General features: G+C 61.7%; 12 protein-coding genes. 4 read left to right on the top strand and 8 right to left on the bottom strand.

What is annotated here, in order from left to right; all coding sequences use genetic code 11:
* Positions 1-61 precede the first annotated feature (61 nt).
* Complete coding sequence (sigX, locus tag A7K61_RS11440) at positions 62-652, top strand: RNA polymerase sigma factor SigX (RefSeq protein ID WP_003193286.1); 591 nt, start codon at positions 62-64, stop codon at positions 650-652.
* Between the two features lie 107 nt (positions 653-759).
* Positions 760-1,740 (top strand): OmpA family protein, encoded by a 981-nt coding sequence (locus tag A7K61_RS11435; protein WP_044275104.1) that lies wholly within the window; start codon positions 760-762, stop codon positions 1,738-1,740.
* 57 nt (positions 1,741-1,797) lie between these two features.
* On the opposite strand, the gene cobA is transcribed toward A7K61_RS11435, so the two are convergent.
* The 8 genes from cobA to A7K61_RS11395 form a co-directional block, all read right to left on the bottom strand.
* Complete coding sequence (cobA, locus tag A7K61_RS11430; RefSeq protein WP_032895801.1) at positions 1,798-2,541, bottom strand: uroporphyrinogen-III C-methyltransferase; 744 nt, start codon at positions 2,539-2,541, stop codon at positions 1,798-1,800.
* 10 nt (positions 2,542-2,551) lie between these two features.
* On the bottom strand, positions 2,552-5,260 hold the full coding sequence (locus A7K61_RS11425) for a nitrate reductase (RefSeq protein WP_069557562.1): 2,709 nt from the start codon (positions 5,258-5,260) through the stop codon (positions 2,552-2,554).
* Positions 5,260-5,577: a nitrite reductase small subunit NirD gene (gene nirD / locus A7K61_RS11420; RefSeq protein WP_003193279.1), complete on the bottom strand. Its 318-nt coding sequence runs from the start codon at positions 5,575-5,577 to the stop codon at positions 5,260-5,262. The genes A7K61_RS11425 and nirD overlap by 1 nt, the downstream gene beginning before the upstream one ends.
* Positions 5,574-8,027 (bottom strand): nitrite reductase large subunit NirB, encoded by a 2,454-nt coding sequence (gene nirB, locus A7K61_RS11415; protein ID WP_044275100.1) that lies wholly within the window; start codon positions 8,025-8,027, stop codon positions 5,574-5,576. The genes nirD and nirB overlap by 4 nt, the downstream gene beginning before the upstream one ends.
* A 233-nt stretch (positions 8,028-8,260) precedes the next feature.
* Complete coding sequence (locus tag A7K61_RS11410) at positions 8,261-9,928, bottom strand: bifunctional protein-serine/threonine kinase/phosphatase (RefSeq protein ID WP_069557561.1); 1,668 nt, start codon at positions 9,926-9,928, stop codon at positions 8,261-8,263.
* Positions 9,928-11,139: a NarK/NasA family nitrate transporter gene (locus tag A7K61_RS11405; protein ID WP_069557560.1), complete on the bottom strand. Its 1,212-nt coding sequence runs from the start codon at positions 11,137-11,139 to the stop codon at positions 9,928-9,930. The genes A7K61_RS11410 and A7K61_RS11405 overlap by 1 nt, the downstream gene beginning before the upstream one ends.
* A 147-nt stretch (positions 11,140-11,286) precedes the next feature.
* Positions 11,287-11,862: an ANTAR domain-containing response regulator gene (locus A7K61_RS11400; protein WP_003193274.1), complete on the bottom strand. Its 576-nt coding sequence runs from the start codon at positions 11,860-11,862 to the stop codon at positions 11,287-11,289.
* Between the two features lie 13 nt (positions 11,863-11,875).
* Entirely contained in the window at positions 11,876-13,075 is a 1,200-nt protein-coding gene (locus tag A7K61_RS11395; RefSeq protein ID WP_069557559.1) for a CmpA/NrtA family ABC transporter substrate-binding protein, read from the bottom strand.
* A 246-nt stretch (positions 13,076-13,321) separates the two neighbouring features.
* Between A7K61_RS11395 and A7K61_RS11390 the strand changes: the two genes are divergently transcribed.
* Both A7K61_RS11390 and A7K61_RS11385 read left to right on the top strand, forming a co-directional pair.
* A complete protein-coding gene (locus A7K61_RS11390; RefSeq protein WP_069557558.1) occupies positions 13,322-14,053 on the top strand; it encodes a secretin N-terminal domain-containing protein in 732 nt (243 codons plus the stop codon).
* A 15-nt stretch (positions 14,054-14,068) separates the two neighbouring features.
* Positions 14,069-14,284, top strand: a complete 216-nt coding sequence (locus A7K61_RS11385) for a FliM/FliN family flagellar motor switch protein (RefSeq protein WP_003193267.1) — start codon at positions 14,069-14,071, stop codon at positions 14,282-14,284.
* Positions 14,285-14,394 lie beyond the last annotated feature (110 nt).

Here is a 14,394-nt window from a genome sequence, read left to right as displayed (position 1 = left end):
GCCGCAAACCCGGGTGACCGGGTTGCAGCGGACATTGACCTGACTGTCGGCACGACTTGTTTTGAATAAAGCCCAAACGCTGTCCACGCGCTATGACCCCCGTGAGCTCTCTGATGAGGAGTTGGTCGCGCGCTCGCACACGGAGCTGTTTCACGTAACACGCGCGTACGAAGAATTGATGCGCAGGTATCAACGCACTCTGTTCAACGTTTGTTCAAGGTATTTGGGGAACGATAGAGACGCGGATGATGTCTGTCAGGAAGTGATGCTCAAGGTGCTATACGGCCTGAAGAACTTCGAGGGCAAATCGAAGTTCAAGACCTGGCTGTACAGCATCACGTACAACGAGTGCATCACGCAGTATCGTAAGGAACGGCGAAAGCGTCGCTTGATGGACGCTTTGAGTCTGGACCCCCTTGAGGAGGCGTCTGAAGAGAAGGCGCCGGCACCCGAGGAGAAGGGCGGACTTGATCGCTGGTTGGTGCATGTGAACCCGATTGACCGGGAAATTCTGGTGCTTCGCTTTGTCGCAGAGCTGGAATTCCAGGAAATCGCTGACATCATGCATATGGGCTTGAGTGCTACAAAAATGCGGTACAAACGTGCTCTTGATAAATTACGTGAGAAATTTGCGGGCGAGACTGAAACTTAGTGCGTAGCAAATATCTCTTACGTGTAGGCAAGTTCTGTTAGACTTGTCGCCGAGTTGTCCCCCGGTTTGTGGGACTGCTTTACAATCACCAGATGGGGATTTAACGGATGAAACTGAAAAACACCTTGGGCTTGGCCATTGGTTCTCTTATTGCCGCTACTTCTTTCGGCGTTCTGGCACAAGGCCAAGGCGCAGTTGAAGGCGAGCTGTTCTACAAGAAGCAGTACAACGATAGCGTTAAGCACATCGAAGACGGCTTCAACCCAGGCGCTCGCATTGGTTACTTCCTGACCGACGATCTGTCGTTGAATCTGTCGTACGACAAGACCAACCACACCCGTTCGAACGACGGCACTGGCAACCAGAAGATCAAAGGTGACACTGGCAGCCTCGTTGCTCAGTACCACTTCGGTCAGGCTGGCGTTGATAGCCTGCGTCCATACGTTGAAGGCGGTTTCGGCCACCAGAGCCGTGGCAACGTGCGCGCTGACGGCCACACCGGTCGCGACCAGACCACTTTCGCTACCATCGGTACCGGCGTGAAGTACTACTTCACCAACAACCTGTACGCTCGTGCTGGTGTTGAAGCTGACTACGGTCTGGACAACGGCAAGTGGGACTACTCCGCACTGGTTGGCCTGGGCGTGAACTTCGGCGGTAACGCTGGCGCAGCTGCTCCAGCTCCTACCCCAGCACCAGCTCCAGAGCCAGTTCCAGAGCCAGAAGCTCCGGTTGCTCAGGTTGTTCGTGTTGAGCTGGACGTTAAGTTCGACTTCGACAAGGCCGTTGTTAAGCCTAACAGCTACGGCGACGTTAAAAACCTGGCCGACTTCATGGCTCAGTACCCAGCTACCAACGTAGAAGTTGCTGGTCACACTGACTCCGTAGGTCCAGACGCTTACAACCAGAAGCTGTCCCAGCGTCGTGCTGACGCTGTTAAGCAAGTCCTGGTTAAAGACGGCGTTGCTCCTAACCGTGTAACTGCTGTTGGTTACGGCGAATCCCGCCCAGTTGCTGACAACGCAACTGAAGCTGGTCGCGCTGTTAACCGTCGCGTAGAAGCGTCGGTTGAAGCTCAAGCTCAGTAATTACTGAGTAAAGAAAAGCCCGGCTCAGGCCGGGCTTTTTTTCGCCTGCGATTTGCCTCAGGCGCTTGCCGCAGCGGCGATGCCATCCATCTGTGCGGCGCCGGCAACCTGGCCAATCACCAGGATGGCCGGGCTCTTGAGCGCAAAGGCTTTTGCAGCTTCATGCATGGCCGCAAGCGAGCTGCGGCATTCGCGTTGCTGGGGCAACGAAGCGTTTTCGATCATTGCCACCGGCATATCCGCAGCCATGCCACCGTTGAGTAACTGCTCGCGGATTTCTTCTAGCTTGGCCACGCCCATATACACCACCAGCGTGGTGCCTCCCTCCGCCAGCGCACGCCAGTTCAGGCTGCTGTCATCCTGGGTATGCGCGGTGACCAAGGTCACTCCACGGCTCACGCCACGCAAGGTCAACGGGATATCGCACTGGGTCGCTCCCGCCAGCCCCGAGGTGATGCCATTGACCAATTCCACCTCGACGCCACGCTCGCGCAGCCAGGTCGCCTCTTCGCCACCGCGGCCAAAAATACACGGGTCACCGCCTTTAAGGCGTACCACGCACTTGCCCTGGCGCGCATAACGCAGCATCAGGCGGTGAATAAACTCCTGCGGGGTAGAGCGGCAGCCGCCGCGCTTGCCGACGGTAATCACCCGGGCGCTGGCGCAGTGTTCCAGTACTGCCGGGTTGACCAAGTCATCAATCAGCACAATATCCGCTGCATGCAGAGCCCGGACCGCTTTGAGGGTCAGCAACTCCGGATCACCCGGCCCTGCGCCTACCAGCCATACTTTTGCGCTCATGTTGTTCCCCTTACACACTGATGGCGATTGGCTGCGGGTTGCTGGCCAAAAGACGTTTGATTTCCGGCACGCAGGAGCCGCATTGGGTGCCGCAGCCCAGTGCCTGTTTGAGGCCATCCAGGTCCAGGCCGCTGCCGATGCCGGCACACACGGCGTTTTCGCTGACGTTCTTGCAGTTGCACACAATCTTGTTGCTGGCCGTGGTACCGCCCGGTGGCGCGCTCAAGGGCGCCAGCAACCAGCGCCGCAGTTGCTCGTCGGCCCGGCCTTCCAGCCACAGGCTTTGCAGCCAGTGACGGGCCAGGGTTTCGCCGGCCAGGCGCAGGGCGGTGATGCGGCCTTTCTCGATTTTCACGCGCTTGCCGATTGAGCGGCGCGGGTCGTCATAGGCCATTACCGGGCCGTCGTTGAGGCCCAGCAGGTGGTCAATGCGGGTCAACAGTTGCAGGTCGGGCGCCTCGGTATGCGCGGCGCGCACCAGCAGCGCGGGGCGTTCACGGCCAGCCAGGCTCAGGCTGACGTAGGCGAAGGTTTCACACAGTGGGCGCAAGGCTTCGAAGTGCTGCTGCACATCGCCTTCGATCAGCGCAAACAGCTGCCACGGCAGTTGCACTGCTTCCAGGCGCACGCCGCTGTGCTTGAGCTCCGGCTGCTTGGAAAAAGGGTCGAACGCCGGTTGCGTGAGGGTATTGACGCCGCCCTTGAGAAAACGGTCGCCCCAGTGCATGGGCAGGAACGCTTGGCCGGGGCGCACACTGTCATCGCTGCCGACGGCGACGATCACGCTGCCGCGACGGCTTTTCAGGCTGACCAGGTCACCCTCTTTGAAACGGTGACGGCGCAGCTCGTCCGGGTGCAGGCTCAACAGCGCCTCATTGACGTGCCCGAACAGCTGGGCGGCGGTGCCGGTGCGGCTCATGCCGTGCCACTGATCACGCAGGCGACCAGTGATCAGGGTCAACGGGAATCGCGCATCGCGCTGTTCCTTGGCGGCGCGATAAGGCTCGGCGACAAACCGCGCCCGCCCACTGTTAGTGGGGAAAATACCGTCGGTGTACAAGCGCGACGTACCCGCCTGCGCACCCTCGGGAAACGGCCACTGCTGCGGGCCGAGCCGGTCGAGCAGGGCATGGCTGATGCCGGACATATCCAGGTCACGGCCTTGAGTCAGTGGCTTGAATTCATCAAACAACTGCGCCGCTTGTTCAAAGGCGAACAGGCTCGGCAACCCCGGACGTAGACGGCGCTCCAGGCGCTGGGCGAAATCCACCGTGATCGCCCAGTCCGCGCGTGCTTCACCCGGTGGGTTGATGGCGCGGCGCACGTGGGAAATACGCCGCTCGGAGTTGGTCACCGTGCCGTCTTTTTCACCCCAACTGGCGGCGGGCAGTAGCAGGTCGGCATAGGCCGCGGTTTCGGTGGTACGAAACGCTTCCTGCAACACCACGAACGGGCAAGCGGCCAAGGCGGCGCGCACCGCGTTCTGGTCGGGCAGCGATTGGGCTGGGTTGGTACAGGCGATCCACAACGCCTTGATCTTGCCAGCCTGCACCTGTTCAAACAGTTCGATGGCGGTAAGGCCGGTGTTCGCGGGCAGTTGTTCCACGCCCCAATAGGCCGCCACTTCAGCGCGGTGTTCAGGGTTGGCCGCGTCGCGGTGGCCCGGCAGCAAGTTGGACAGGCTGCCGGTTTCCCGCCCACCCATGGCGTTCGGTTGGCCGGTCAGGGAAAACGGCCCGCAGCCCGGCCGACCAATGGTCCCCGTGGCTAAATGCAGGTTGATCAGTGCACTGTTTTTGGCGCTGCCAGCGGTGGATTGGTTAAGCCCCATGCACCACAGCGACAAAAAGCTGCTGGAGGTGCCGACCCACTGCGCGCACAGGCGCAACTGTTCGACACTGATGCCGCACAGCTGCGTGACCATCTGCGGCGTGTAGTCATGCACCAGGCGCTTGAGTTCGGCCAGGCCGTCGGTGTGGGCCTGGATAAACGCGCGGTCGACCCAGTCTTCCCACAGCAACAGATGCAAAATCCCGTGGAACAACGCCACATCCGTGCCCGGCAAAATCGCCAGGTGCAGGTCGGCCAAGTCGCAGGTGTCGGTACGGCGAGGGTCAATCACCAGCACTTTCATCTGCGGGCGCTGCGCCTTGGCTTGCTCCAGGCGTCGGAACAATACCGGGTGGGCGTAGGCCATATTGCTGCCGACGATCATCACGCAGTCGCTGTTTTCCAGGTCTTCATAACTGCACGGCGGTGCATCGGCGCCCAGGCTGCGCTTGTAGCCGACCACCGCCGAAGACATGCACAGCCGGGAGTTGCTGTCGATATTGTTGGTGCCCACCAACGCCCGCGCCAACTTGTTGAAGCTGTAGTAGTCCTCGGTCAGCAGTTGCCCGGAGATATAGAACGCCACACTGTCGGGCCCGTGTTCGGCAATGGTATCGGCGAACACGTTGGCCGCGTGCTCCAGGGCGGTGTCCCAGTTGGTGCGAGTGCGTGCCAGTGCTTTGCCCAAGCGCAATTGCGGGTAAAGCGCACGGGCGCTCAAGTCGCCGGTCAGGTGCAGGCTCGCGCCTTTGCTGCACAACTTGCCGAAGTTGGCCGGATGGCTGGGGTCGCCTTGCACCCCCAGGATCTGTTCGCCGTCATGCTCGATCAGCACGCCGCAGCCCACCCCGCAATAACAGCAGGTGGACGCGGTGGTCTGACGGTTCATCAACCCGCGTCCCGCAGGGCCAGCATCACCCGGCCGTTTTCGACCCGGGCCTGATGATGGTGGGCACAGCCGATATCCGGGGCCTGGGCTTGGCCGGACTCAAGGTCGATCTGCCAGTTGTGCAGCGGGCAGGCCACCCGCTTGCCGTAGATCAAGCCTTGGGATAGCGGCCCGCCCTTGTGCGGGCAGCGGTCGTCGAGGGCAAAGACTTCATCGTCACTGGTGCGAAAAATCGCAATGTCACCTTTGGGCCCGCTGATGATGCGCGAGCCCAAGGCGTTGATTTCGTCGAGGGCGCAGATATCCAGCCAGTTCATAGCGAGACCTCCAGGTGTTTGACAGGGATCACGTCGAATTCCTTTTTCAGCAGCGGCTGTTCCAGGCGTTCCTTCCACGGGTCCTGCTCGAATGACAACGAGAACTGCAAACGCTCATTCAGGGCCTGGCGGCGCGCCGGGTCTTCCAATACGGCCTTCTTGATATGCTCCATGCCCACCCGCTGCAGGTAGTGCACGGTGCGCTCCAGGTAGAAGGCTTCTTCGCGGTACAACTGCAGGAACGCGCCGTTGTATTCGCGCACTTCTTCGGCGGTTTTCACCTTGACGAAGAACTCCGCGACTTCAGTCTTGATCCCGCCGTTGCCGCCGATGTACATCTCCCAGCCCGAGTCGACGCCGATAATGCCCACATCCTTGATGCCCGCTTCCGAGCAGTTGCGTGGGCAACCGGAGACCGCCAACTTGACCTTATGGGGCGACCACATATTGAACAGGTCATGCTCCAGCTCGATGCCCAGTTGTGTGGAGTTCTGCGTGCCGAAGCGGCAGAACTCGCTGCCCACACAGGTTTTGACGGTGCGGATGGACTTGCCGTAGGCATGCCCGGACGGCATATCCAGGTCTTTCCACACCCCTGGCAAGTCCTGCTTCTTGATACCGAGCAAGTCGATGCGCTGGCCGCCGGTGACCTTGACCATCGGCACGTTGTACTTGTCGGCCACATCGGCGATGCGGCGCAGCTCCGAAGGGTTGGTCACACCGCCCCACATCCGTGGCACCACGGAGTAGGTGCCGTCTTTTTGAATATTGGCGTGGGCCCGTTCGTTGATCAGCCGCGATTGTGGGTCGTCCTTGGCTTCGCCGGGCCAGGTGGAGATCAGGTAATAGTTGAGGGCCGGGCGGCAGGTGGCGCAGCCATTGGGGGTGCGCCAGTTCAGGTAGCGCATGGTGCTGTCGATGGTCAGCAGGTGCTGCTCGCGAATGGCTTGGCGGATCTGCCCGTGGTTGAGGTCGCTGCAGCCGCAGATGGCTTTTTCGCTTTTGGGTTTGACGTCCGCCGCGCCGCCCACGGTGTTGATCAGGATCTGCTCAACCAGCCCGGCACAGGAACCGCAGGAACTGGCGGCCTTGGTGTGTTTTTTCACCTCATCGACACTGAACAACCCTTGTTCCTGGATCGCCTTGACGATGGTGCCCTTGCACACGCCGTTGCAGCCGCAGACTTCGGCGCTGTCGGCCATGCTCATGGCTTTGTCCTGGCCTTGGTGGCCGACATCGCCGAGTGCATTTTCACCGAACATCAGGTGATCGCGGATTTCACCGATGGCGTGATTCTCACGGATCTGGCGGAAATACCAGCCGCCATCGGCGGTATCGCCGTACAGGCAGGCGCCGACCAGGATGTCGTCCTTGATCACCAGCTTTTTGTACACGCCACCAATCGGGTCGGAGAGGGTGATGGTCTCGGTGCCTTCGCCGCCCATGAAGTCGCCAGCGGAGAACAGGTCGATGCCGGTGACTTTAAGTTTTGTCGAGGTCACCGAGCCCTTGTAAGTGGCAAACCCCAGTTGGGCCAGGTGGTTGGCGCAGACCTTGGCCTGTTCGAACAACGGCGCCACCAAGCCATAGGCGATGCCGCGATGGCTGGCGCATTCACCGATCGCATAGATGCGCGGATCGTAGGTTTGCATGGTGTCGTTGACCAGGATCCCACGGTTGCAGGGGATGCCGGACTTTTCCGCGAGTTCGGTGTTGGGGCGGATGCCGGCAGCCATCACCACCAGGTCGGCGGGGATGATGTCGCCATTTTTGAACTGCACCGAGCCGACGCGGCCGTTGCCGGCATCGTGCAGGGCCTGGGTCTGCTCGCACAGGCGGAACACCAGGCCGCGACTTTCCAGTTCGGTTTGCAGTAGCTGGCCGCTGGTCTTGTCCAGTTGCCGCTCCAGCAGCCATTCACCGATGTGCACCACCGTCACGTGCATGCCGCGCAGCATCAGGCCGTTGGCCGCTTCCAGGCCGAGCAGGCCGCCGCCGATCACCACTGCATGCTTGTGAGTCTTGGCGGTGTCGATCATCGCTTGGGTGTCGGCGATGTCGCGGTAGCCAATTACGCCCTGCAGGGTATTGCCGGGAATCGGCAGGATAAACGGCGTGGAACCGGTGGCGATCAGCAGGCGATCATACTCGGCCTCGGTGCCGTCTTCGGCGATGACTTTGCGTTTGACCCGGTCGATCTGCACCACCTTGCGGTTGAGCAGCAGCTTGACGTTGTTGTTCAGGTACCAATCCAGGTCGTTGAGCACGATCTCTTCGAAGGTTTGCTCACCGGCCAGTACTGGCGACAGCAGGATGCGGTTGTAGTTGGTGTGAGGCTCGGCGCCGAACACGGTGATGTCGTACAGCTCGTTGCTCAGCTTGAGCAGCTCTTCCAGGGTGCGAACCCCGGCCATGCCGTTGCCGATCATCACCAGTTTGAGTTTTTTCATGTCGTTCTCCGCAATGGCTCGACAAATCGTGCGCAAACAAAAAAGGCGTCCCCGCTAGTCAGCTAGCGAGGACGCCTTTGTCCTGGTCCCGTTCTCTCGGGAAGCTCGACCCTTCGACGTTGAAGGGACGGCTATATGTGGGTTGTTGGGAAAGCTAATGCAGCAGCTGTGCCAAGTCCCTATAGCCCCAGTTTTACTGGGCGTTTACACGCAGAACCGGCGGATTCTGCCCGTTAGTGGTGCAGCAGCCAGTACAGCAGCACCAGATTGAGCAGCAGCGAAGCCACCGCCAGGGTTTGCCAGACCTTCAAGGGTTCGCGTTCGAGCAAAGGCCGTGGGCGTAGGCTCAATTCGCGGCGGTCGGCCTGCTCCAGCACCAACAGCCATTCTTCGGCGGTTTCATAACGTTGGGCCGGGGCTGCGGTCACCGCCCGTTCCAGGCTGTGTGGCAACCACTCCGGCAAGTCGGGGCGATAACGGCTGGCGCTGACGGGCTGGTTAAACCTGGGCCGTTGGAAGGCCTCGATTTCACCGTAGGGGTAATGCCCGGTCAGCAGGTAATACAAGGTCACGCCGACGCTATACAAATCCTGTTGCGCCGTAGGCTGCTCGCCAGCGAACGCCTCGGGCGCGATAAAACTCGGGGTGCCGGGCAGCAGGTGGGCACGGTCTTCGGAGAGCCCGGGGCAATAGGCCAGGCCGAAGTCCAGCACCCGCAGTTCGCCATCTTCTCCCAGCAGCAGGTTTTCCGGCTTGATGTCGCGGTGCAGGATCTGCCGGCGATGCAGCAGGCCCACGGCGCGCAGCAAGCGTTCGGCAACCGACTGCCATTGCGCCAGTGGCAGCGGGCCCTGTTGTTGGAACAGTTGGGCCAGGGTTTGTCCGGCGTATTCGCGCATCACGTAGTATAAATGCTGACGACCGCTGGCGGCATGCACTTCGGGAAAGGCGCGGCCGGCGACCCGGCGCAGAAACCATTCCTCCGATAACAAGGCCTGGGCCGCATCGGTATCCTCGCAACGCAACGGCAAGGTCTTGAGCAGCCAGGGTTGCCCCTGGGCGTCGTGCACGCGGTACAGCAATGACTGGCGACTCTGCGCCAGCACGCTTTGCACCTCCCAGCCTTCAAAGGTTTGCCCGACTTTCAGCGGTGGCGGCAGTGGCCATTGCTGCAACTGCACCAGGGCGTCGCCGAGGGTGGCGGCGCCGAGTTGATCGATGCGCACCAGCAAGGCGCTGGCGTTGTCTTGGCTACCCGCCAGGTGGGCGGCGTTGACCAGTGTGTTGACGGCCAGATCGAGGTCGCTTTGTTCGCGCAGGATCGCGCCGATGCTGTGATCGCCCAGCGTGGCCCACACCCCATCGCTGAGCAGCAGGAAACTTTCGCCCTCGCGCAGTTGGCCATCAAGGAAGTCCAGCACCAGGTGCTGATCCAGGCCGAGGGCGCGCTTGAGCACATGCTGCATGCCCGGCTGTTCCCACACATGGTCTTCGCTGATGCGTTGCAACTCGCCGTCAAGCCAACGATACGCCCGGCAATCACCGACATGGGCCAGGGTGAAACGTTGGCCGCGAAACACCAGGGCGCTGAGGGTGGTGAGCAACGGTTGCCCGCCGCCGTTGGCTTGCAACCAGCGATTCTGCGCCAGTAACAGACGCTCCAGCGCCTGGGCCACGCTCCAGGTCTGTGGCGTGGCGTAGTAGTCCAGGGCCAGGGCCTGCACGGTCGAGCGTGCGGCCAGGCCACCGTCGGCGCATTGGCTGACGCCATCGGCCAGTGCGCACAGGTAGCCTTTGCTGGCGGCCAGTTCCGCCATGGGCGTGACCACCCGCAGGGCATCCTGGTTCTCGCTGCGCGGGCCGATGGCACTGGCCTGGGCGACGCTCAGTCGTAGGCTCATCAGATGCGGGCGGCGGTCACGGCGGCCGAACCCCAGGTGGTTCTCCAGCGCCGTTTCACCCCATGCAGGCCGAACCAGGCCAGCACACCGAGGCTGGCGAACAACCACAGGGCCAGTTGATAGCTGCCGGTGCTCTGCTTGATAGCGCCCATGCCCGCCGCGAGGGCGAAGCCACCAATGCCACCGGCCATGCCGATCAGGCCGGTCATGACGCCGATCTCACTGCGAAAACGCTGCGGCACCAGTTGGAATACCGCGCCATTGCCGGCGCCCAGGCCGAGCATGGTGCAGACGAAAAGCGCCAACGCCGCGTAGGAACTGGGCAGGTTGAACCCCACTGCCGCAATGCAGATCACCGCCACGCTGTACATGCCGAGCAGAGTCTTGATCCCGCCGAACCGGTCTGCCAGGGCGCCGCCCAAGGGGCGCATCAGGCTGCCGCCGAACACACAGGCGGCGGTGTAGTAGCCGGCGGTCACCGGGCTCAGGCCGTACTGGTCGTTGAAGTAGCCGGGCAGGGCGCTGGCCAGGCCGATAAACCCGCCGAAGGTCACGCTGTAGAAGAACATGAACCACCAGCTGTCACGGTCGCCCAGGGCCTTGAAGTAGTCGGCCATGGCTTTGGCTTTTGGCCGCTGAGGGGCATTGCGCGCCAGCCAGGCGAACACGATCAGGGTCAGCACCAGTGGGATCAGCGCAAAACCGAACACGTTGCTCCAACCAAACGCGGCAGCCAGCACGGGCGCCAGCAGCGCGGCAAACACGGTACCGGAGTTGCCGGCGCCGGCGATGCCCATGGCTTTGCCCTGGTGCTCCGCCGGGTACCACTGGGACGCCAAGGGCAGGGCGACCGCAAAGGACGCGCCGGCCATGCCCAGGAACATGCCCAGCAGCAACGCTTGTTCGTAGCTGTGGATCCCCAGTTTCCAGGCGCAGAACAGTGCCACGATCACAATTACCTGGCCAATCAGCCCGGCGGTCTTGGGCGACAGCTTGTCGGCCAGCATCCCCATCAAGAAGCGCAGCACCGCGCCCGCCAGGATCGGTGTGGCCACCACCAGGCCACGTTGTTGGGTGGTCAGGTGCAAGTCAGCGGCAATCTGCACCGCCAGGGGGCCCAACAGGTACCAGACCATGAAGCTCAGGTCGAAATACAGGAACGCGGCAAACAGGGTCGGGGTGTGCCCGGATTTCCAGAAGCTTGATTTCATCACGCACCTCAACGGTTGGGGGTCTAGAAACGAAAAAACGCCGCCACCGGGTTCGCGAGGGCAAACCGGGTGGGCGACGTCTTTGTCGTGGAGGGGGCAACCGCCGTTGGCTACCTGTGATAATTCTTTAGCAAGAGCTGAGCCACATCAGCCGAGCAACTCGCTCATGGCAATAATCTGCTCTGCCACCTGGATCAGTTTCTGTTGACGGCTCATGGCCTGGCGGCGCATCAGGGTGTAGGCCTCTTCTTCGTTACAGCTCTTCATCTTCATCAACAGGCCCTTGGCCAATTCGATGCGCTTGCGTTCGGCCAGTTGCTGGTCGCGTGCATGCAGCTGGGCGCGCAGGGCCTGGTCACTCTCGAAGCGCGCCATGGCCACATCGAGGATCGGTTGCAGGCGCTGGGCCTGGATGCCTTCGACGATATAGGCACTGACGCCGGACTTGATGGCCTGGCGCATCACATTTGGGTCGTGCTCGTCGGTGAACATCACGATGGGCCGGGGCTGATCGCGGCTGACCAGCACCACTTGCTCCATCACATCGCGCCCAGGTGACTCGGTATCGATCAGGATCACATCCGGGCGCACTGTTTCGACGCGTGCGGGCAGGTCAATGGTCAAGCCGGACTCATCGATCACCTCAAAGCCGGCCTCGGTCAATGCGGCCTTGAGGCGCCCGACCTTGCGCGGGGTGTCGTTGATCAACAGGATTCGCAGCATCGTCGGGCTCCTGTCAGCGCAGCGCTTGGCGGTTGGCGTTATCGGCCAAGGCGTGGAGGTGGAAGCTGCGCGCATAGCCGGCGGGGTCGCTGCCGTCCCAGGTCTTGCCGTCGAGCAACTGGCTACGGCGCATGTCCGAGTTGCCTTCGGCAATGCCCAGCGCCTCAGCCGCCTGGCGGTACAGCGCCAGTTGCTGCACCTGCCGGGCGACGCCCAGGTAGTCCGGGTCTTCACGCAGCAAGCCCCAGCGCCGGAACTGGGTCATGAACCACATGCCATCGCTGAGGTAGGGCAGGTTCACCTCGCCGTCGGCGAAAAAGCGCAGCGCATGGGGATCCTGCCACTGGTTGCCCAGGCCGTCGTCATAGTGCCCCAGCAGGCGTGGTTCGATGCAAGCCACAGGCGCATCGAGGTATTCAGGGGCACTGAGCAACTGGGCGGTAGAGCGGCGGTTTTCAAGGCTCTGCTCGATAAACCGGCTGGCCTCCAGGATCGCCATGACCAGCACGCGTGCGGTATTGGGGTAGGCGTCAACGAAGGCTTGGGTGCAGCCCAGGACTTTTTCCGGATGGTCCGGCCAGATCGCCTGGCTGGTCGCCAGGGTAAAGCCCTGGTTCTGTTGCACTGCGCTGGCGCACCAGGGTTCACCCACGCAAAGGCCGTCGATGCGGCCGGCTTGCAGGTGCGCCACCATTTGCGGCGGCGGCACTACTACGCTGTTCACATCCTGCAAGGGATGAATGCCTTGGCTCGCCAGCCAGTAATACAACCACATGGCGTGGGTGCCGGTGGGAAACGTCTGGGCGAAGGTCAGTTTTGTCCGGCTTTGGTGCACGTGGCGTTTCAATGCTTCAGGAGTGATCACCCCTTGCTGTTGTAGGCCATGGGACAGGTTGATGCCCTGGCCATTCTGGTTCAGCCCCATCAGCACCGCCATGGGGCTGGGGGCGACGCCGCCGATGCCCAGGTGTACGGCATAGAGCAGCCCGTAGAGACTGTGGGCGGCGTCCAGTTCACCGCTGACCAGCTTGTCGCGCAGGTTGGCCCAGGACGCCTGGCGCTTGAGGTTGAGGGTGAGGCCGTAGGGTTGGGCGAAGCCCTGGGTGGCGGCGACCACCAGCGAGGCGCAATCGGTCAGGGCCATGAACCCCAGGTCCAGGCTGCTCTTTTCCGGGGCATCGCTGCCGTTTACCCAAGCCAGCGGATCGTTCATCAATACCTGCCTTTTTCTGAAAAAAAAGCGCCGTTTCCCAGGTTGGCGTATAGGCCATTGCAGGGGAACGACGCCTTTGTCCGTAGGCCCGTGCCGCCGTTGGTGCGAGCCTGATACAGAGTGCAAAGCAAGGCACATGCCATGGGTGGGGCGGTGCAACTGGCCGTCAGCTTTCGATCATGATTGAACCTCGTGTGCCTCGCAGTATGGCCGCTTCTTCAGGCCAGACCGCCAGGCATACCCACGGTGCACGCTGATTTACTCGCAACCCTCAATTGCCGCTGGCTGTTCAGCGCGCTGCTGTGCGCCGCGCTGTTGCTGGGCAGTCGCCCGGCCTGTGGCGAGGTGTTGCAGCTCTACGCTGCCGACGACACGAGAAGCTCGGCGGTGGTGCTGCGGCATATTTCCGTCAGTAAGCTGCGCGGCATCATGCGCCGTGCGGGGCTGGATGAGCCGCGTTACCCACTGCGTGAACACGGCGGGCGTACGTTCTATGTAACCGGCCCTTCCAGTTATGTCGATCAGGTGTTGCGTCTTGCCCAACGGATGGACCGACCCCCTCGCAAGGTGCCAGAGCGCGCCCCGGTATTCGGCGTGGTGAAAGTGATCAATGTCCTCGTGGACGATCACCTGCAAGGTGCGGGCGCCAACAAGGTCCAGGTACCGGGCATGGCCTCCATGCTCGAAGCTCGGCTATCCCAGGCGCAGAAGGATCAACTGGCCGATGGCCGCCTTGCGGTGATGGCCTATCCGGATACCAACAGTCTGTTGGTCAAGGGCCCACCCGCCCAGGTGAAGGTTATCGAAAAACTGGTGGCCGAGCTGGATGTCGCCCAGCCGCTGGATGATGCATCGCCAGGGCAGGCTGGCCTAGATGGCGACGTACTGCCCTGGATTGGCCCACCTCAGTTGAGCGCCGCGCAACACGAGCGTGTGCGACGTGCGTTCCTGGGAGCGGACCCTGAGTTTTCCCCCTGAAAAAGGCGTTTGTCCATGCACCTGGAAATATTGCTGCAGGAGCAACTGATCAGCCGCAAGCGTTTGGCCGCATTCGCACCGGGGAAGGTGCTGCCCTTGGACCCAGGCGTCACCCGCTGTGTGGAGGTGCGGGTCAATGGACAACTGATGGCAGTGGGAGAGTTGGTGCAGTTGGAGGATCGGCTAGGGGTTGAATTGCAGGAGACGTTTCAGGAGTGGTTGCCGCGATAAGCATAGGTATCTACACAACTTTGTGTGTTGTAACAGCAGACGGTAACCACGATGCGAAGCGAGTCGCTCTTGATCTTGCTCTTGATCTGCTTTTGATCTTAGGCGCCCCG

The organism is Pseudomonas sp. AP42, assembly GCF_001728935.1.
Lineage (GTDB): Bacteria > Pseudomonadota > Gammaproteobacteria > Pseudomonadales > Pseudomonadaceae > Aquipseudomonas > Aquipseudomonas lactis.
Note: the sequence above shows the minus strand (reverse complement) of the source record. Positions and strands in the feature narration are given on the sequence as shown.

Bases quoted from the DNA above. Each gene is read 5' to 3' on its own strand.
- A7K61_RS11395 (WP_069557559.1), bottom strand. From the start codon at position 13,075: ATGAACGATCCGCTGGCTTGGGTAAACGGCAGCGATGCCCCGGAAAAG.
- A7K61_RS11400 (WP_003193274.1), bottom strand. From the start codon at position 11,862: ATGCTGCGAATCCTGTTGATCAACGACACCCCGCGCAAGGTCGGGCGC.
- nirB (WP_044275100.1), bottom strand. From the start codon at position 8,027: ATGAAAAAACTCAAACTGGTGATGATCGGCAACGGCATGGCCGGGGTT.
- A7K61_RS11435 (WP_044275104.1), top strand. From the start codon at position 760: ATGAAACTGAAAAACACCTTGGGCTTGGCCATTGGTTCTCTTATTGCC.
- A7K61_RS11425 (WP_069557562.1), bottom strand. From the start codon at position 5,260: ATGAACCGTCAGACCACCGCGTCCACCTGCTGTTATTGCGGGGTGGGC.
- nirD (WP_003193279.1), bottom strand. From the start codon at position 5,577: ATGAACTGGCTGGATATCTGCGCCCTCGACGAAATCAACGCCTTGGGC.
- cobA (WP_032895801.1), bottom strand. From the start codon at position 2,541: ATGAGCGCAAAAGTATGGCTGGTAGGCGCAGGGCCGGGTGATCCGGAG.
- A7K61_RS11385 (WP_003193267.1), top strand. From the start codon at position 14,069: ATGCACCTGGAAATATTGCTGCAGGAGCAACTGATCAGCCGCAAGCGT.
- A7K61_RS11405 (WP_069557560.1), bottom strand. From the start codon at position 11,139: ATGAAATCAAGCTTCTGGAAATCCGGGCACACCCCGACCCTGTTTGCC.
- A7K61_RS11410 (WP_069557561.1), bottom strand. From the start codon at position 9,928: ATGAGCCTACGACTGAGCGTCGCCCAGGCCAGTGCCATCGGCCCGCGC.